16 protein-coding genes are annotated in these 17,366 nt (G+C 61.2%); 5 read left to right on the top strand and 11 right to left on the bottom strand.

Annotation, left to right across the window (positions count from 1 at the left end; all coding sequences use genetic code 11):
- Positions 1–94 precede the first annotated feature (94 nt).
- The gene (locus JQF37_RS03555; RefSeq protein ID WP_130210972.1) at positions 95–1,708 is read left to right on the top strand and encodes an NAD(P)/FAD-dependent oxidoreductase; all 1,614 of its coding nucleotides are present in this window, start codon (positions 95–97) and stop codon (positions 1,706–1,708) included.
- Between the two features lie 58 nt (positions 1,709–1,766).
- Here the strand turns inward: JQF37_RS03555 and JQF37_RS03550 are convergent, their stop codons facing one another.
- Positions 1,767–2,861: a PLP-dependent cysteine synthase family protein gene (locus JQF37_RS03550; RefSeq protein ID WP_130210971.1), complete on the bottom strand. Its 1,095-nt coding sequence runs from the start codon at positions 2,859–2,861 to the stop codon at positions 1,767–1,769.
- 250 nt (positions 2,862–3,111) lie between these two features.
- Here JQF37_RS03550 and nhaA point away from each other — a divergent pair, with 250 nt between their 5' ends.
- The gene (nhaA, locus tag JQF37_RS03545) at positions 3,112–4,299 is read left to right on the top strand and encodes a Na+/H+ antiporter NhaA (RefSeq protein ID WP_130210970.1); all 1,188 of its coding nucleotides are present in this window, start codon (positions 3,112–3,114) and stop codon (positions 4,297–4,299) included.
- A 144-nt stretch (positions 4,300–4,443) separates the two neighbouring features.
- Here the strand turns inward: nhaA and JQF37_RS03540 are convergent, their stop codons facing one another.
- Positions 4,444–4,908, bottom strand: coding sequence for a glycine zipper 2TM domain-containing protein (locus JQF37_RS03540; RefSeq protein ID WP_047526458.1), 465 nt, complete (start codon positions 4,906–4,908; stop codon positions 4,444–4,446).
- Positions 4,909–5,075: 167 nt separating this feature from the next.
- Here JQF37_RS03540 and JQF37_RS03535 point away from each other — a divergent pair, with 167 nt between their 5' ends.
- Positions 5,076–5,312, top strand: coding sequence for a hypothetical protein (locus JQF37_RS03535; RefSeq protein ID WP_047526457.1), 237 nt, complete (start codon positions 5,076–5,078; stop codon positions 5,310–5,312).
- A 4-nt stretch (positions 5,313–5,316) separates the two neighbouring features.
- Here the strand turns inward: JQF37_RS03535 and pdxH are convergent, their stop codons facing one another.
- From pdxH to dinG, 5 genes are all read right to left on the bottom strand, one after another.
- A complete protein-coding gene (gene pdxH, locus JQF37_RS03530) occupies positions 5,317–5,964 on the bottom strand; it encodes a pyridoxamine 5'-phosphate oxidase (protein ID WP_047526456.1) in 648 nt (215 codons plus the stop codon).
- Between the two features lie 24 nt (positions 5,965–5,988).
- A complete protein-coding gene (locus JQF37_RS03525; RefSeq protein WP_130210969.1) occupies positions 5,989–7,080 on the bottom strand; it encodes an OmpA family protein in 1,092 nt (363 codons plus the stop codon).
- Positions 7,081–7,193: 113 nt separating this feature from the next.
- On the bottom strand, positions 7,194–8,339 hold the full coding sequence (locus JQF37_RS03520; protein WP_130210981.1) for a serine hydrolase domain-containing protein: 1,146 nt from the start codon (positions 8,337–8,339) through the stop codon (positions 7,194–7,196).
- 236 nt (positions 8,340–8,575) lie between these two features.
- Entirely contained in the window at positions 8,576–11,089 is a 2,514-nt protein-coding gene (locus tag JQF37_RS03515; RefSeq protein ID WP_130210968.1) for a beta-galactosidase, read from the bottom strand.
- Between the two features lie 95 nt (positions 11,090–11,184).
- Positions 11,185–13,329, bottom strand: a complete 2,145-nt coding sequence (dinG, locus tag JQF37_RS03510; protein WP_047526450.1) for an ATP-dependent DNA helicase DinG — start codon at positions 13,327–13,329, stop codon at positions 11,185–11,187.
- Positions 13,330–13,428: 99 nt separating this feature from the next.
- On the opposite strand from dinG, the gene JQF37_RS03505 reads away from it, so the two are divergent.
- Entirely contained in the window at positions 13,429–13,893 is a 465-nt protein-coding gene (locus JQF37_RS03505) for a CopD family protein (protein ID WP_103403561.1), read from the top strand.
- 101 nt (positions 13,894–13,994) lie between these two features.
- Here JQF37_RS03505 and JQF37_RS03500 read toward each other — a convergent pair whose 3' ends face one another.
- From JQF37_RS03500 to JQF37_RS03485, 4 genes are all read right to left on the bottom strand, one after another.
- Entirely contained in the window at positions 13,995–14,753 is a 759-nt protein-coding gene (locus JQF37_RS03500; RefSeq protein WP_130210967.1) for a collagen-like protein, read from the bottom strand.
- Positions 14,746–15,024, bottom strand: coding sequence for a DUF1145 domain-containing protein (locus JQF37_RS03495; protein ID WP_130210966.1), 279 nt, complete (start codon positions 15,022–15,024; stop codon positions 14,746–14,748). Before JQF37_RS03495 ends, JQF37_RS03500 begins: the two co-directional genes overlap by 8 nt.
- Positions 15,025–15,172: 148 nt before the next feature.
- Positions 15,173–15,892, bottom strand: coding sequence for an OmpA family protein (locus JQF37_RS03490; RefSeq protein ID WP_130210965.1), 720 nt, complete (start codon positions 15,890–15,892; stop codon positions 15,173–15,175).
- Positions 15,893–15,982: 90 nt separating this feature from the next.
- Positions 15,983–16,678, bottom strand: a complete 696-nt coding sequence (locus tag JQF37_RS03485) for an OmpA family protein (RefSeq protein ID WP_130210964.1) — start codon at positions 16,676–16,678, stop codon at positions 15,983–15,985.
- A gap of 190 nt (positions 16,679–16,868) precedes the next feature.
- Here JQF37_RS03485 and JQF37_RS03480 point away from each other — a divergent pair, with 190 nt between their 5' ends.
- Positions 16,869–17,366, top strand: coding sequence for a DUF6231 family protein (locus tag JQF37_RS03480; protein ID WP_130210963.1), 498 nt, complete (start codon positions 16,869–16,871; stop codon positions 17,364–17,366).

Below are 17,366 nucleotides of genomic sequence, written 5' to 3'. Positions count from 1 at the left end.
CGTTTTTGCCTCACGGGACCGGGCGTTTGAGGCTTATAATCGCCGGCTTCAAACGCCCTGGCGCAGTTGTGCGCCCCGCGAACCGGATCCCGTCATGTTACGAATCACCGAACTCAAGTTGCCGATCGACCATCCCGATGAAGACCTGCGCCCTGCGATTGTGCAGCGCCTGGGCATCGCCAGCGATGACCTGCTCGACTTCACCTTGTTCAAGCGCAGCTACGATGCGCGCAAGAAATCTTCCGAGCTGTGCTTCATCTACACCATCGACCTCACCGTGCGCGATGAGGCCTCGGTTCTGCACAAGTTCGCCGATGACCGTAACGTCAACGTGGCACCGGATGTCAGTTACAAAATGGTCGGCCAGGCGCCGGCTGATCTGAGCGCACGCCCGATCGTCGTCGGCTTCGGCCCCTGCGGGATTTTTGCCGGGCTGCTGCTGGCACAGATGGGTTTCAAGCCGATCATCCTCGAACGCGGTACCGAAGTGCGCCAGCGCACCAAGGACACCTGGGGCCTGTGGCGTAAAAGCGTGCTCAACCCCGAATCCAACGTGCAGTTCGGTGAAGGCGGTGCGGGAACGTTCTCCGACGGCAAGCTCTACAGCCAGATCAAGGACCCGAAATTCCTCGGTCGCAAGGTCCTGCACGAGTTCGTCAAGGCCGGTGCGCCGGAAGAAATCCTCTACGTCAGCAAACCGCACATCGGTACGTTCCGTCTGACAGGCGTTGTGGAAAACATGCGTGAGCAGATTCGCGCCCTGGGCGGCGAAGTACGCTTCCAGCAACGGGTTACCGATGTGTTGATCGACGACGGCCAGCTGGTCGGCGTCGAACTCAATGGTGGCGAGCAGATTCATTCGAAGCACGTGATCCTGGCCCTCGGCCACAGTGCCCGCGACACGTTCCGCATGCTGCATGGCCGCGGCGTGTTCATGGAAGCCAAGCCGTTCTCGGTGGGCTTCCGTATCGAGCACCCGCAATCGCTGATCGATCGCGCACGCCTTGGCAAGTACGCCGGCCATCCGAAACTCGGCGCTGCCGACTACAAACTGGTGCACCACGCCAAGAACGGCCGTTCGGTCTACAGCTTCTGCATGTGCCCGGGCGGCACGGTGGTGGCGGCGACATCCGAGCCGAACCGCGTCGTCACCAACGGTATGAGCCAATATTCGCGCAACGAGCGCAACGCCAACTCCGGGATCGTCGTCGGCATCACCCCGGAAGTCGATTATCCGGGCGGTCCGCTGGCGGGTATCGAGTTGCAGGAACGCCTGGAGTCCCATGCCTTTGTGCTGGGCGGCAGCAACTACGAGGCCCCGGCGCAACTGGTCGGCGACTTCATTGCCGGCAAACCGTCCACCGAGCTGGGCACTGTCGAGCCGTCCTACAAGCCGGGCGTTGCCTTGGGCGACCTGGCCCTGGCCCTGCCGGAATTCGCCATCGAAGCCATTCGCGAAGCCTTGCCCGCGTTCGAGAAGCAGATCCGTGGTTACTCGCTGCATGACGCGGTGTTGACCGGGATCGAAACCCGTACTTCGTCGCCGCTACGCATTACCCGTAACGAGTCGATGCAGAGCCTGAACGTGAAGGGCTTGTTCCCGGCCGGTGAAGGCGCGGGTTATGCGGGGGGGATTCTGTCGGCGGGTGTCGATGGCATTCGCATCGCCGAAGCCGTGGCGCGGGATATGCTCGGCCTGGAAGCCTAGAACAACACCCTGTGGGAGCGAGCTTGCTCCCACAGGGTGTTGGGATATCTGAAAGTTCTCAGATATTGGCGCGCAGAATGCTGGGCGGCAACGGCTCACCCCGCTCGACCGTCGCCGCAACCGCCGCGATCAAACCGGTCAGCTCATACCCCTGGGCCTTGAGCCAGGCCTGATTGTAGTAAGTCGTGGCGTAGCGTTCGCCGCCATCACACAATATCGCCACGATTGACCCCGCCTCCCCCGCCACCGTCATCTGCTGCGCTGCCATCAAGGCGCCGATCAGGTTGGTCCCGCTCGATCCGCCCACATGACGCCCCAGACGCTCGGCCAGGTAATGCATGGCGGCCAGCGACAGCGCATCCGGAACCTTGACCATCGCATCGATCACCTTGGGCAGGAACGACGCCTCCACCCGTGGCCGGCCAATGCCTTCTATCCGCGAGCCATGGTCAAGACTCAGGCTGGCATCGCCGCTCTGGTAGTAATCGAAAAATACCGAACGCTCGGCATCGGCACACAGCACGCGGGTGCAATGCTGGCGATAACGCACGTAACGCCCCAGGGTCGCCGTGGTGCCGCCGGTGCCGGGGCTGGAAATCAGCCAGCTCGGCTCCGGGTGCTGCTCGAAACGCATCTGCTGGAAAATCGACTCGGCGATGTTGTTGTTCGCCCGCCAGTCGGTGGCGCGCTCGGCGTAAGTGAACTGATCGATGAAATGCCCATCGTGCTCACGGGCCAGGCGCTCGGACTCGGCATAGATCTGCGTCGGATCATCCACCAGATGGCTCTGGCCACCGTAAAACGCGATCTGTGCGATTTTTTCCCTGGAGGTGGTCGCCGGCATCACCGCAATAAACGGCAAACCCAGCATGCGGGCGAAGTACGCCTCGGAAATCGCCGTCGAGCCGCTGGACGCCTCGATCACCGGCGCGCCGGGCTTGAGCCAGCCATTACACAACGCATAGAGGAACAGAGAACGGGCCAAGCGGTGTTTGAGGCTGCCAGTGGGATGACTGGATTCGTCCTTGAAGTACAACTCGATGCCCGGAAAACCCGGCAGCGGCAAAGGGATCAGGTGGGTGTCGGCGCTGCGCTGGAAGTCGGCTTCAATGATCCGGATGGCTTCGCGGGCCCACTGTCGGTTGTCGCTCATGGTGGTTTTCTCGTGGAATCGGGCAGGAGTCGGCCATGTCACAAGCCTCAGCCATCAAGCTTAGGAAAAATCCTACATCACGCACAGGTACAGCTGAGCTTCAATACGCCCGGCAACTGCTAGGCTCAGGTCCTTGCGGGACAATCACGTTGTAACGACATATAACAAAAAAGAATATAACTTTTGTTTTAACAACTAACCGTACGGGTTAGGGTGTCCCACCTTTTGAATTCACCGATGGAGAGCGACCTTGCCTCTGCGTAGCACTTTCACGCGTTTCTTTCAGTTGGAAGCTGCCAGCGGTCTGTTACTGATCGCTGCGGCTGTCCTCGCGTTAGTCATCAACAACTCCCCGCTGTCATGGCTGTACAACGGCCTGCTGGACACCCCCGTGGTTGCCCAGGTCGGCGCCTTGAAAATCGCCAAGCCGCTGCTGCTTTGGATCAACGACGGCCTGATGGCGCTGTTCTTCCTGCTGATCGGTCTGGAAGTGAAGCGCGAAGTGCTCGACGGGCAATTGTCCAAACCCTCACAGATCGTCCTGCCCGGCGCGGCCGCCATTGGCGGCATGGTGGTGCCGGCGCTGATCTACTGGTTCCTCAACCGTGATAACCCACCGGCCTTGAACGGCTGGGCGATCCCGACCGCCACCGATATCGCCTTCGCGCTGGGCGTACTGGCACTGCTGGGCAAACGCGTCCCGGTCTCGTTGAAACTGTTCCTCATGACCCTGGCGATCATCGACGACCTCGGCGCGATCATCATCATTGCCATTTTCTACTCCGGTGCGCTGTCGACCCTGTCCCTGGCACTGGCCGCCGCCTGTATTGCGGCGTTGATCGCGATGAACCGACTCGGCGTGGTCAAGCTCGGGCCGTACATGATCATCGGCCTGATCCTCTGGGTCTGCGTGCTCAAGAGCGGCGTGCACGCCACGCTGGCCGGCGTGACTCTGGCCTTCTGCATTCCGTTGCGTACCAGGAACGCCGAACCCTCGCCGCTGCTGACCCTGGAGCACGCGCTGCATCCGTGGGTGGCCTACGGCATCCTGCCGCTGTTCGCCTTTGCCAACGCCGGCCTGTCCCTGAGCGGCGTAACCGTCGACAGCTTCACCCACGACGTGCCGATGGGCATTGCGGTCGGCCTGCTGCTCGGCAAAACCCTCGGTGTGTTCGGCTTGACCTGGCTGGCGGTGAAAACAGGCATCGCCGCCCTTCCCCAAGGCGCCAATTGGGGTCAGGTGCTGGGTGTGGCGATTCTTTGTGGCATCGGTTTCACCATGAGCCTGTTCGTCGGCTCCCTGGCCTTCGAACCGGGTGCCAGCGACTATGCGGGCATGGATCGGATGGGGATTTTGACCGGTTCGATATTGGCGGCGTTGATCGGCTATGCCGTGACGGCCATGGCGAGTCGCAAGCACGCTACGTTGCCTTCCTGAACATCAGAGGCCACTTTCCAGGCCGTCAAAGCGTCGCCCTGAAGTCACAACGTGTCCCGGCCCAGTGGTCATCAGTAATCGCTTCAGCAACAAAAAACCCCGACCAGTTCACTGATCGGGGTTTTCTTTTGCGCTTATTCCGGCTTAGTGCGAAACGCGGCTGGTCCCGCCAACGGTGGAAATGCGAACACGCTCACCCACGCGGAACACTTCGTTTGGCTGAACTTCCTGGACGTAGGCGCGCATGCTGCCGTCGTCTTCGCGTACGGTGATCTCGACACCCTGGGTACGAGTCAGGCCTTCTTCAGCTGCCGAACCCACCAGGCCGCCGGCGACTGCGCCGATGACTGCAGCGACGATGCTGCCCTTGCCGCCGCCGATGGCGCTGCCGCCAACGCCGCCGACAGCTGCACCGGCGAGGCCGCCGATCGGGGTCTTGGTGCCTTCGATTTTCACCGGACGCAGGGATTCGATGGTGCCCATGCGGACGGTCTGCACGCGACGTGCTTCGTCACGGGAGTAGGAGTCACCGGTCAGGCTCGATTGGCAGCCGGTGAGCAACATCGCCATCGTGGAAAAGGAAGCAACCAGCAGAACAGACTTACGCATAGCATTAACTCCAAAGGACGGGTAACCATTTAACTCCGCAGCTTGACGCCTGTCACGGCATCGCCCGGATAAAAATGTTCTGATTCAGGCTTTGTACAGGCATGCTCAGAAATTAATCACACGGTAGCGGCAAATTTCTCGATCTGCGCGACTGAACCAGGATTTTCATGGATTACTTTATCATTGTCGTCACTACGGTTGCCGGTCTGTATTTCCACTGGTGGCTGTACGTAAGGATCAAGCGCTGGATGGACCGCGATCTGGCGCTGGCACTGGCTGGCAAGGACGAACGGAAAAAGGCCTTCATGCTCCAGCAACTGGCGAGCGCTCACGCGCAAAAGATCAAACGCCGAGACCTGCCGCAATGGCTGGAGGCCGCTGCGGCAGGCTACCCCGACCAGTAGGCGCTTAAGGTGCCAGACGCTCAAGAAGCCAGTCGGCACCCTGCAGGCGATAGTTGAGGCGGTCGTGCAGGCGGCTTGGGCGGCCTTGCCAGAACTCGATGCGCTGCGGCACCAGACGGTAACCGCCCCAATGTTCCGGGCAATGCGGCTGGGTGTCGCTGAAGCGTTGCTCGGTATCTTTGAGCAACGCTTCCAGCTCGGCGCGATCGGCAATCACCCGGCTTTGGGGCGAAGCCCAGGCACCGAGGCGGCTGCCCAATGGGCGAACCTGATAGTAAGCGTCGGACTCTTCAGGCGTGACTTTCTCCACCCGCCCCTCGATGCGCACCTGACGTTCCAGGGTTGGCCAGAAAAAAGTCATGGCCGCGAACGGGTTTTCGGCCAGGTGCTGACCCTTTGCACTGTCGTAATTGGTGAAGAAGGTGAAGCCCTGGGCGTCCAGGCCCTTGAGCAACAGGATACGGCAATGCGGTCGACCGTCCTGATCGACAGTGGCCAAGGTCATGGCGTTTGCCTCCACCGGTGCCTGTTCGGTTTTCACCGCATCAGCGAACCACTGGTGGAACAGCGCAAACGGCTCGGCCGGAGCTTGCGCCTCGGTCAGGCCATCACGGGTGTAGTCGCGACGCATATCAGCCAGAGCCTTGGTCATGGCGTTTTCCTTTTGGTTAACGAATCACTTCTTTGTGGTATCGGCGTCAGCGACTTTTTTCGTGTCGGCAGCGGCTTTGGCCGGTGCAGTCTTTTTCGCTGGAGTCGCTGTCTTAGCCGGCGTCTTCTTGGCGGCGGTTTTCTTGGCCGGCGCTTTTTTCGTCGCTGGAACCGCTGCTTTCTTGGCCGCAGGTGCCGGGGTCACTGGCTTGGCAACTGGCTTGACGTCTTGCGCGGCAACCATCGTCACTGGCGCCGGGGCCGGCATGTTGTACTTGCTCAGCAATGCAACCATGGTGTTCTGCGGAGTGACCAGCAGCTCTACACGACGGTTCAAGGCGCGACCTTCAACGCTGTCGTTGGCAGCACGCGGGGCTTCACCACCCATGCCACGCAGCATCAGGCGATCACGCTGCAGACCACTGAGACGGAAGATCGCAGCCACGGCCTGTGCACGCTCCTGACTCAACTTCACGTTGGCCGGTGCGGCACCCGAGGTATCACTGTGGCCTAGCACCAGTACGGCAGTCTTCGAATCGACTTCAAGGATTTTCGCCACGCGGGTGAAAGGACCAAGGGTCACTGGCAGCAGCATCGCCGGGCGATCCGGGTTGAACGAGCCCTCGACCGGCGCCGTCACCACCAGCACGTTTTCACGACGTTCGAGTTGCAGGTTACTGCCCTTGATCGCTTCGCGCAGGCGCGGTTCGTAGTCATCGAGCCAGGCCTGGGTCACTTTCGGGTCCGGCATCGGCAAGACTTTGGCGGTGCTCTGCTCCTTGCCACCGAACGGCCACCACCACTTGCCACCGGAATCGGCGTCAGCCTTGGCTACGGCGACAGGCTTGGCTTCAGGTTTTACTTCCGGTTTGGCTGCAGATTTGTCACTGCTGTCATCGGAACCAAACGGCCAGTACCAATGGCTGCTGCTTTCAGTCTTGGCCACCGGAGCGCTGACGGCAGGCTTCAGGGGCGCCGGAGCAGGCTCTTTGGCTGCGACTTTGTCGGAGGAACCGAACGGCCACCAGCTACCGCCGTCTGCATCATTTTTAGGAGTCTGTGCACAACCGGTTATAGCGAAGCACAGTGCCAAAGCGAGCGTTGGTTTGGATGACATTGGATATCCACAAAAATGAAGTCATAAAAATCAGGCCGGGTTGGCCCGCATAAACAGACGGTTGGAAACTGAAAAGGCTTTCGGGTTCCAACTCCGGAACCCTTGGGCGTGATTTACAGACAAGTGGCCAGTACCCGCACAAGCTTTTGTGCGCGCGGATCCATCAAGACGTACGGACCCAGTGTATTTGTCACAAAACCGAAGGCGACATCGTGCTCCGGGTCAGCAAAACCGATGGAACCGCCCGCGCCCGGATGACCGAACGCTCGCGGGCCGAGGCCGAACGTCGCGTTGGGCACGTCCGGTTGATCGAGCATGCACCCCAGACCGAAACGGGTCCGGGTCAGTAATGTCTTGTCCTCGCCGAGGCTGTGCTCGCGGGTCAGTTCGTCGAGCATTTCGCCTTCCAGCAAGCTGCCATCGAGCAGGCCGGCATAGAACCCGGCCAGGCTACGGGCATTGCCATGGCCATTGGCGGCGGGTTGTTGCATGCGCCGCCATTCCGGCTTGTTGGTGCTGGTCATGATCGAAGGCGGGTTGGTAAACGCCCGGGTGGTCATGGCCGTGGGTTCGCGCATGGTCACTTGCAGAAGGCGCTGGGCAGCGGCATCGCCGACATTGCCCTTGCCACGGGCGATATGCGCCACGCGATGAAACTCTTCGTCGGCCAGACCGACGTGAAAATCCAGCCCCAAAGGCTTGGCCACCCGTGCCACGATGGACTCACCCGGCCCGCGCCCATCGGCACGGCGCAACAATTCACCGACCAGCCAGCCATAGGTGATCGCCGCATACCCATGCCCCTGTCCCGGCGTCCACCACGGGGTTTCAGCAGCCAGGGCGTCGACCATGGTTTGCCAGTCGTAAAGGGCCTCAGGCGCCAGCAACTCCCGTAGCGCCGGCAGACCGGCCTGGTGGCAGAGCAGTTGGCGCAACGTCACGGACTCTTTGCCGGCGGCGGCAAACTCGGGCCAATAACGCGCAACCGGCGCATCCAGTTGCAGCTTGCCTTCGGCGACCAGTTGCAGGGCCGTGACGGCGGTAAAGGTTTTGGTGCAGGAAAACAGGTTGGCGATGGTGTCGCTGTGCCAGGCTTGCGCGCCGTCCTTGTCGCTGGTGCCGGCCCAGAGGTCGACGACGGTTTCGCCGCCGATCTGGATGCACAGCGCTGCGCCACGCTCCTGCGGATCGTCGAACAATGCCGCGAAGGCCTCGCGTACCGCTTCGAACTTGAGCTCGTAATAACCCTGAATCTGCACCCGCAACTCCCCGGACAAGCGTTCTACAAAGTGGCCCGCATTGTTCCAGCCCTTGAGGGATTTGGGAACAGGGTCGGGCCGGGCGGTCAATCGCCCTTGGAAGTGATCAGGTTTTTCTGGCGTCCTTGCAGACGCCATCGCGAACAGGCTCGCTCCCACACTGGATTTCAATCGTTTCATAGGTTCCTGTGGGAGCGAGCCTGCTCGTGATGAACGATGGCGCGGTGTGCCAGGACTCAGTGCCCCTTGCCGGAATGCCCGCCGGCAGCCTTGCCCGGCCCTTTGCCGGCCTCGGCCTTGCGTCCGCCTTCGGCGTCGTGTTTCTGTTTATCGGCCTCGGCACCGGCCTTTTCAGCCTCTTTGCCTAATTGATCGACGGCCGCCAGGTTGCTCTTGCGCACGCTGTCGACAAAGCCCTGAAATGGCAGGTCAGTAATCCCCACCAGACCGAAATGACCGTTTTCGCCATCCAACAGACGCCCGGTCACGGGTTGGTCGAGGTATTGGAACCAGTGCACACCGACGATCGACGGCTCGCTCAGCGCCTGCTTGAGGAAGTTCGCGTAGGCCGGGCCACGGTCCTCTTCCTTCGCCAGTTGCGTTACGCCGCCCCAGAACGGGCCACGGTCCGTCGAACCGAAGTTGAATTCGGTAATCAGCACTGGCTTGTCGAGGCTGTTCAGTTGCGCGAAGTCATAACCGTCCTGGGGTTGCAGGGTGTACATGTTGAAGCTCAGCACATCGCAGTATTGAGCGCAGGACTCCACGGCTTCTGGCGTGCTGATGGCAAAGCGGCCACCGAGCAGCATCTGGTTCGGCGCGTGCCATTTGAGCGAATCGGAGATCGTCTTGAAGTAGGTGTCGGCGAAGACCTTCTGGAAGTATTTGAAGTCGGCCTCGATCTCCGGATGGTCGGCGCTTGGCAGCGGCGGCACGAAACCGGGGTCTTCCATCAATTCCCATGCTGGCAAATCAATGCCCCAGGCTTTCGACAGGCCTTCCTGGTTGCGGTACTTATCGCGCAATTGCTTGAGGAACGCCCGTTTGGCCGGCACGTCGGTGGTCATTTTCAACGTGCCGTAGGCCAGGGCGTAGCGGGCTTTCGGGTCGTCGCCGGGGCCAGCCCAGGCCAGTTCATTATCGGCGTAGTAACCGATTAGCCATGGGTCGTCGCGATGATCGCGGGCAGCAATGGCCACGGCGCGCTCAGTGGCCATGGCGAAACGCGGGTCGAACGGATCGGGCATACCGCCCCACCAGTCCGTTCCCGTGCTGATGCTCGCGTAATCGCCGACGATCGACAGCGGCAAGGTGTATGGCACACGATCAGCGTTGCCCAGTGCCGGCGCACTCCAGTTGCCAATGGTGTTGAAGCCCCAGGCTTGCAGGCGGTCGAGGGTATGGCCGGTCCAGCGCTTTTCATCGAAGGTCGTTTTGCAGGGCTCGGCAGCTTTTTGCTCGGCCGCGTTCGCGACTGTCGCGTCTACGGCGTCGGTCCTGGCGGCTTCGGCAATTCCGGATTCGGCCGTCGAAGGAACAACCGGTGGCTCGGCGGCCTTCTCGGCCGTGGCCTCTGCCGCATCAGCCTTGGCCGCTGCGGCAACGCCGGCCTTGGTATCGCTGCCCAGAGCACAAGGGTCGCCATACAGGCGCTGTAAATTGGCACCATAAAAGTCGTACCAGCGCCCGACGTTGAAGCCCCGGCCCTGATCAACGCCGTTGCCGCCACGGGTGTCACCTTCACCGAAGTGACTGGCCAGGGGCTCACCGGCCTTGGGCAGGGATTGGAACATCCATTCGCGACCGGCGATGTAAGTCTGATTGACGTCCGGGGTCACCGTGTTGACCCCCAGCGAATAGAACGGATGCCCTTCCGGGGTCACCAGGTACCAGCGACCGTCGCGTTTCTCCGTGCGGAAAAAACCGCTGGCCTTGAAGGCCGGCCCCTTGGTCCAGCCACCGAATTTGTCCAGGGACGACTTTTCGCGCTCGGCCAGCCAGGTTTTCAATTGTTGCTGTTCCTTGGCCGCGGCGCCTTTGAGTTGCTCATCGCTGCTGACCTTTTCCGGCCATTTGGCCCGGGTCGATTGACCGTAGGCATCCACCAAGGCGCCATACACGGTCTGGGTCACGGCCTCGGCGTCCTGTACACCAAAGCGCTCCAGCAGAATGCTCTGGGCCACTTTCGGCTGATCCATCGACACACTCACCGCCACCACCTGGCCGCGATCCAGATCACCTACGCTGCTGGCCAACAGGATGCGCTGACCGTCGACGGTCATCGGCATGGGCGGTCCGGCCTTCATGCCCAGGCTCAGCGGCGACGTCGGCTGCAACGGCACCAACAGGGTCTGCGCCGGACCCGCCGGCAGATCGACACGGCTGACCAGTGTCTTGCCATCGTTGCTCTGAATGGTCACGTACAGGGTCAGCGCCCAATTCATGGCGTTCTGCACCCGCAGGCTCATGAAACCCGACTGCGACCAGTCCCAGGCCCCTGTCTGCGGGGTCAACCGCAGGGTCGGGCGAGCGACCGGGTTGAACGTCACCCGCCGCAGCACTTCACCTTCGGCGGTTTGCTCGGCGTTGGATTGCGGCAGGTTGGCGTCCTGAGTGGTCACCTGGACCACATCGGCGGGGCGCACAAAGTTGAACAGCGTCTGCTGGGTGGCGGGTGCCGCCAGCAGGGGCGATGCAAACAACAGGGCAAAAACGGCAGGTAACGATTGGCGCAGCGAACGGCGAATCATGAGAACGGAATTCTCCCTAACGACCCGGATGGGCCAGTGGAAAAGCAATGGCAGAGAGATAGACAACACGATGGGCAGATTTGCCCACCGATGTATCAGGAAATTTCGCGACGAAATGGCGGCAACGCATTGAGAATCGCCTTGCCATAGCGCTGGGTGACCAGACGCCGGTCAAGCAAGGTGATGGTGCCGCGATCTTCTTCGGTGCGCAGCAGGCGACCGCAGGCCTGGACCAGTTTCAGCGAGGCGTCCGGTACGGAGATTTCCATGAACGGATTGCCGCCACGGGCTTCGATCCATTCGGCCAACGCCGCCTCGACCGGGTCATCCGGTACCGAGAACGGAATTTTGGCGATCACCACGTGCTCGCAATAAGCGCCGGGCAGGTCGACCCCCTCGGCAAAACTCGCCAGGCCGAACAACACGCTGGAGTCCCCGCCATCCACCCGCGCCTTGTGCTTGTTCAGGGTTTCCTGCTTCGACAGGTTGCCTTGAATGAACACTTGCTTGCGCCAGTCGCGGTCCAGGCCGTCGAACACGTCCTGCATCTGCTTGCGCGAGGAAAACAGCACCAGGGTGCCGCGGGAACCTTCGACCAGATCAGGCAGATCGCGAATGATCGCCGCGGTGTGCGCCGCCGCATCACGGGGGTCGGCATTGAGATTCGGCACCCGCAGCACGCCGGCATCGGCGTGATGAAACGGGCTGGGCACCACGGCGGTCACGGCTTTCTTCGGCAGGCCGGCGCGCATGCGGAAGCGGTCGAAGGTGCCGAGGGCGGTCAAGGTGGCCGAGGTCACCAGCGCACCGTAGGCCACGTTCCACAGGTTGCGTCGCAGCATTTCCGCCGCGAGGATCGGGCTGGCGTTGACTTCGATGTCGAACAGCGAGCCGCTTTCGGCCAGGGTCAGCCAGCGCGCCATCGGTGGGTTGTCTTCCGGGTCTTCGACGGTGAAGGCGGTCCATAACTCCCAGTTGCCCGAAGAACGGGACAACAGGCTGCCGAACAGTGGATACCACTCTTCAGCCTGGTTGCTGGCGATACCGATGTTGACCTCGCCGTCCATGCCTTCCTTGAGCAGATCGGTCAGGCGGGTGAACAGGTCAGTCAGGCGGGCGAAGCCTTTTTTCAGCTCGATGCCCATTTCGCGCATGTGTTCGGGGATCACCCCGCCGACGAAACGGTGACGCGGTCGTTCACGCCCTTCAACGTCTTCGCCGGGTTTGAAATCGGCGACTTGCTCGCAGGCGGTGAACATGAACTGCTGCTGGGTCTTGATCTCCCGCGCCAGCTCCGGCACCTGTTCGATCAGTTTGCCCAGATCACCGGGCAACGGGTGTTGGGCCAGCAACTTGGTGAGATTCTTGGCGGTGGTTTCCAGCCAGTCGGCGGTCGAGCGCAGGCGCGTGTAATGGGCGAAGTGGCCGATGGCCTTGTCCGGCAGGTGATGGCCTTCGTCGAACACGTAAATGGTGTCTCGCGGGTCCGGCAGCACGGCGCCACCGCCCAGGGCCAGGTCGGCCAGTACCATGTCGTGGTTGGTAACAATCACGTCGACCTTGCCCATGCCTTCGCGGGCCTTATAGAAGGCGCACTGGCCGAAGTTCGGGCAATGACGGTTGGTGCACTGGCTGTGATCGGTGGTCAGGCGCGCCCAGTCGGCGTCTTCCAGTGCGGTGGACCAGCTGTCGCGATCGCCGTCCCATTTATTGCCGGCGAGTTTTTCGATCATGCTGGTAAACAGCTTCTGACTGGCCTCATCGACCTCGATCTTGAAGCCTTCTTCTTCGAACAACTGCGCCGTGGCGGTTTGCGCGTGGCCTTCCTGGAGCAACATGTCGAGCTTGGACAGGCACATGTAGCGCCCGCGCCCCTTGGCCAGCGCAAAGCTGAAATTCAGCCCGCTGTTGCGCATCAGGTCAGGCAAGTCCTTGTAGACGATCTGCTCTTGCAGCGCGACGGTGGCCGTGGCGATCACCAGGCGCTTGCCGGCCGCTTTCGCCGTCGGGATAGCGGCCAGGCTGTAAGCGACGGTCTTGCCGGTACCGGTGCCGGCTTCCACCGCGACAATCGCGGGCTCGCCGCTGCGCCGGCCTTCGTCGTCGGTGTCGATATCCCCGAGGACCTTGGCCACTTCGGCAATCATCAGGCGTTGGCCGTAGCGCGGCTTGAGGCTCTTGGCTTCGAGAAAACGCGAGTAGGCGCCCTGGATCGTGGTTTTGAGTTCAGTGCTGATCATGGATTGTCGGGCGCAAAAAATGCTGGATAAATTTTCAGTGGTACGGATCGGCCGCTATCATACCCCGCTAATTAATCCCGCGCAGAACGGAGTACCCCAATGACCGCTTTTAGCCTTGTTTATAGCCTGCATGTCCTCGCCGCACTGGTGTGGGTCGGCGGCATGTTTTTCGCCTGGATGGTCTTGCGCCCTGCGGCTGTGAAGGCACTGGAGGGTCCTGCCCGACTGAAATTGTGGGTAGAAGTGTTTCAAGGTTTTTTCCGCTGGGTCTGGGTCGCGGTCGTGCTGCTGCCCGTCAGCGGTGTGGGCATGCTGCATATGCACTTCAACGGATTTGAAACCGCTCCGCGCTATGTGCAGGTGATGATGGGCTTGTATGTGGTGATGACGGCGCTGTTCATCCGGATTCAGGCACTGATGCTGCCTGAGTTGCGCACGGCGGTCATTGCGCAGGATTGGCCGGCGGGGGCTGCGGTGCTCGGGAAGATTCGGCGCCTCGTGGGGATCAATCTGATTGTCGGGTTGGTGCTGGTGGCGATTGCTGCGGCTCGGCCGATGTTCTAAAAGCATCGCGAGCGCGCTCGCCCACAGGGACGGAGCAATCCTGTGGGAGCGAGCCTGCTCGCGAAGACCATCGATCAGACGAGACACATCTCAGAAGTTGCTTATAACCGCTGAACCGTCACCGAGCCCGCCGCACCCGCAGGCCCCGGCTGGCCATCGGCGCCAGGTTTGCCGCTTTTGCCGCCATCGGCCTTGTAGATGAAGCAACCCTTGGCTTTACCGCCCGCTCCAGGTTTGCCACCGGGGCCGGCCAAGCCACCGGCTCCGCCAGCGACCTGAACCTTGATTTGCTCTGCGGGATAATCGCGCGGCACTGCCAGCTTGACCAAAGCTCCCGGCGCCCCCGGCTGGCCATTACTGCCATCGCTGCCATCGGCACCGCGACCCGCCTGCCCCCAGGTGCAGCCCGGAGGCTGGCCGTTGGCCCCGTCGAGGCCGACATATCCCGGCGCTCCGGCACCACCACGAGCATCCACCAATAATTGCGGCGCCTTCAGTGCCTTGATCTGCACATTCAGATTACGCCCGGAGCGGGCCGCCTTCTGGTAAGTGCCGGGGGCACCGCGAGCGGTGATCTGGCTGCCCTCGGCCAACTCGGCACGACCGATTTTAAGCTCCAGCGCCTGTTCGCTGGACACGATAGCGATCCGCGCATCACGGCCCAGGTGCAATTCGCCGACGGTAACCTCGGTGACATTCGACGGGATGAGCAATGTGCCGTAATCAGCCACTTCCAGGCGATCCAGCTGCAAGGTACTGGCGGTATTGGGCAAGCGCATCAGCGAGTTGGTTTCAACACTCACCACCTGTGCGCAGGCCAGTGGGCTGATGAGTACGGCGAGCAGACAGAGTTTACGCATGAGAAGCCTTCGGTGCGGTCGGAGCGGGAATGGTTTGCAGGTGGAAAACGCCGAAAAAGAGAATGTTCAAGCGATCACGCCAGGGATGGGCGCGCCCCCTGAGGCTGCGGAAGCAGAAGACGATCTCCAGCAGGTGGAGCCCTGCCAGCAGGCAGCCGGCCAGGTTGACCAGCAGGTGCAGCGGATAAATGAACGGCGTGAGCAGATTGACCAGCACCACCGACCAGAACAGCAGGGTCAACAGCTTCCCCAGCCCCCAGAACACCTTCATACGCTCCCCCGAACAGAATTATTATTTGCACGCACAGTAACGGCTTCCACGCGGGATAAGCCAGAGGGCAACCAAAAATTCTTCATGAAGATCGCCGATTGGCTGTCGGGACGACCTGAAAAGTCACCCGACAGCTCTATTTCGAGGTTCAGCGATTGATGTGCAGCTCCACGCGACGGTTTTTGGAGCGGCCTTCATCTGTTTCGTTATCGGCCACAGGCTGGCTTTCGCCCTTGCCTTCGCTGGTGAGTTTGTTCGGTGCCACACCCTGGCTCAGCAGGTATTCAGCGACGCTGCTGGCCCGACGCTCGGACAATCCCTGGTTATAGGCATCCGACCCGACGCTGTCCGTGAAGCCGATCACCTTGATGCTGATCACATCGGCGTCCTGCAACTTGCCCATGATCGAGTCCAGTTGACTCTTCGCGGTGGGTGTCAGCTCTGACTGGTTAAAAGCGAACAGCACATCACCGGCATCACTCAGGGTAATGACCTCCGATTGCGCCGGTTCGGCAAGCTTCACACTGGCCGGGTACTGGGGCAGCGGGCAACCGCGATGATCGACAGGGGTGTTGGCCGGTGTGTCAGGGCAACGATCACGGCGGTCGAAAACGCCATCGCCGTCTTCGTCGCCATCCTGGGCATAGCAAATCAAACCACCGGTCAAAATACCGAGCGCCGCTCCACCGGCCGCCCATCCGCCACTTTCGACAGCGCCAAGGCCTCCGCCGACCAGTCCGCCAATGACGCTGCAGATCGGCCAGGTACGTTGATTGAGGGGAGCGGTGCCATCACTGTGAGTGGCGCAACCGGTCAACAGGCTGCCAAGCAGCAGAACCGGCAAGACGGTCCGTGTGAATTGGGTCATTTTGAGAAGCTCCTGTGTCACCGGCCAATGCCGGTTACACAGGAGTAAAGACCGGCATCCGCGACTGCACAAGCCGCGGATGCGAGGGACTTAGCGCTCGATTTTGATTTCCGTGCGACGGTTCTGTGCACGGCCGTCGGCGGTTTTGTTATCGGCAACCGGCTGGCTTTCACCGGCACCGGAAACAGACACGAAGTTGCTCCGCGGCACGCCTTGCTGGATGAGGTACTCAACCACCGAATGGGCGCGTTTGTCCGACAGTTTCTGGTTGTAGGTATCGCTGCCCACGCTGTCGGTATGACCGGTAACCGTCATCCGTGCGGTTGGGGCTTCCGCTTTCAAGCGAGTGGCGATCTTATCGAGCACCTGCTTGTCAGACGCAGTGAGTGTCGCTTTGTCGAACTGGAAGTGAACATCGCGGATGACAATCGTTTCTTCCTTGACCACCACGACCTCTTCGACCACTGGTGCAGGTGCTGGTGGTGGGCAACCATCGGCATCGACCTTCACGCCATGAGGCGTGCCCGGGCACTTGTCGCGGCTATCCGGCACACCATCGCCGTCTTCGTCGCCATCCCCGTGAACCCAGCAATAGGCCGCTGCCGTACCACCGACAATCAGCGCGCCATAACCAGCCCAGGACGAGCTCTCGGTTGCACCGAGACCCGCGCCCACGACACCACCGACGGCCGCACAGGTCGGCCAGTCGGTTTTCTGCAAACCTGCGCAACCAGTCAACACACTGGTTAGCAGAACCAGGGGTAATGCTGTCCGAACTATGCTCATCTAGTTTTCTCCTGAAGGATCGGCTTAGAACCGATTCACGGAGTAAAGACCGGAGTTTTAATCTCCGCCAGCAATAGGCCATTGCTGTTTTGTCCAGTGTTCGGCACGGATCGCCGGTTTTGCGTCAAAGCCGCTCTAGGCTCGGACTCACAGGCAAGCTAGTCTTGGCAGATCTGATTGAGGATCTTTGATGATTGCAGGTAACTCTTCGCGCACGCCGCAGCAAGCGCTGGCCGCTCTGCTGGATCTTTACGCCCCTTCGCGCCTGTTGCTGATCGGCGCCAGTGAATTCCCCGCGCTGGAGGCTTTCAAGCTCGCGCACCCTGACAGCTGCGTGGCGCACGCGGCACCCGGGCCGTTGCCTGCCGAGCTGGCGGGGCGCCGGTTCGATCTCGCGCTGGCGGTCGATTGCCTCGAGCACCTGCCCAAGCGCGACGGCCTGAATTTGCTCGGCGGTATCCGCAACCTCAATGCCAGTCGCATCGCGGTGCTGGCAGACCTGCCCGCCAGCGGCTGGCAAGAAACGGATTTTTTCTCCCTGGCGCTGCAGGCCAGCGAACGCTTCCAGCGTGACGATCAAGTGCTGACGCTGTTCACCTATGATCTGCTTGACTACAAACAAGTCCCCGACTGGCTCAACTCGCGGTTCTGGGCCAATCCGGAAAACTTCGGGAAATATTGGTGGTAA

Source organism: Pseudomonas sp. MIL9 (genome assembly GCF_016887925.1).
Taxonomy (GTDB): Bacteria; Pseudomonadota; Gammaproteobacteria; order Pseudomonadales; family Pseudomonadaceae; genus Aquipseudomonas; species Aquipseudomonas mohnii.
Note: the sequence above shows the minus strand (reverse complement) of the source record. Positions and strands in the feature narration are given on the sequence as shown.

Bases quoted from the DNA above. Each gene is read 5' to 3' on its own strand.
- JQF37_RS03555 (WP_130210972.1), top strand. From the start codon at position 95: ATGTTACGAATCACCGAACTCAAGTTGCCGATCGACCATCCCGATGAA.
- JQF37_RS03550 (WP_130210971.1), bottom strand. From the start codon at position 2,861: ATGAGCGACAACCGACAGTGGGCCCGCGAAGCCATCCGGATCATTGAA.
- JQF37_RS03540 (WP_047526458.1), bottom strand. From the start codon at position 4,908: ATGCGTAAGTCTGTTCTGCTGGTTGCTTCCTTTTCCACGATGGCGATG.
- JQF37_RS03535 (WP_047526457.1), top strand. From the start codon at position 5,076: ATGGATTACTTTATCATTGTCGTCACTACGGTTGCCGGTCTGTATTTC.
- pdxH (WP_047526456.1), bottom strand. From the start codon at position 5,964: ATGACCAAGGCTCTGGCTGATATGCGTCGCGACTACACCCGTGATGGC.
- JQF37_RS03525 (WP_130210969.1), bottom strand. From the start codon at position 7,080: ATGTCATCCAAACCAACGCTCGCTTTGGCACTGTGCTTCGCTATAACC.
- JQF37_RS03515 (WP_130210968.1), bottom strand. From the start codon at position 11,089: ATGATTCGCCGTTCGCTGCGCCAATCGTTACCTGCCGTTTTTGCCCTG.
- dinG (WP_047526450.1), bottom strand. From the start codon at position 13,329: ATGATCAGCACTGAACTCAAAACCACGATCCAGGGCGCCTACTCGCGT.
- JQF37_RS03505 (WP_103403561.1), top strand. From the start codon at position 13,429: ATGACCGCTTTTAGCCTTGTTTATAGCCTGCATGTCCTCGCCGCACTG.
- JQF37_RS03500 (WP_130210967.1), bottom strand. From the start codon at position 14,753: ATGCGTAAACTCTGTCTGCTCGCCGTACTCATCAGCCCACTGGCCTGC.
- JQF37_RS03495 (WP_130210966.1), bottom strand. From the start codon at position 15,024: ATGAAGGTGTTCTGGGGGCTGGGGAAGCTGTTGACCCTGCTGTTCTGG.
- JQF37_RS03490 (WP_130210965.1), bottom strand. From the start codon at position 15,892: ATGACCCAATTCACACGGACCGTCTTGCCGGTTCTGCTGCTTGGCAGC.
- JQF37_RS03485 (WP_130210964.1), bottom strand. From the start codon at position 16,678: ATGAGCATAGTTCGGACAGCATTACCCCTGGTTCTGCTAACCAGTGTG.
- JQF37_RS03480 (WP_130210963.1), top strand. From the start codon at position 16,869: ATGATTGCAGGTAACTCTTCGCGCACGCCGCAGCAAGCGCTGGCCGCT.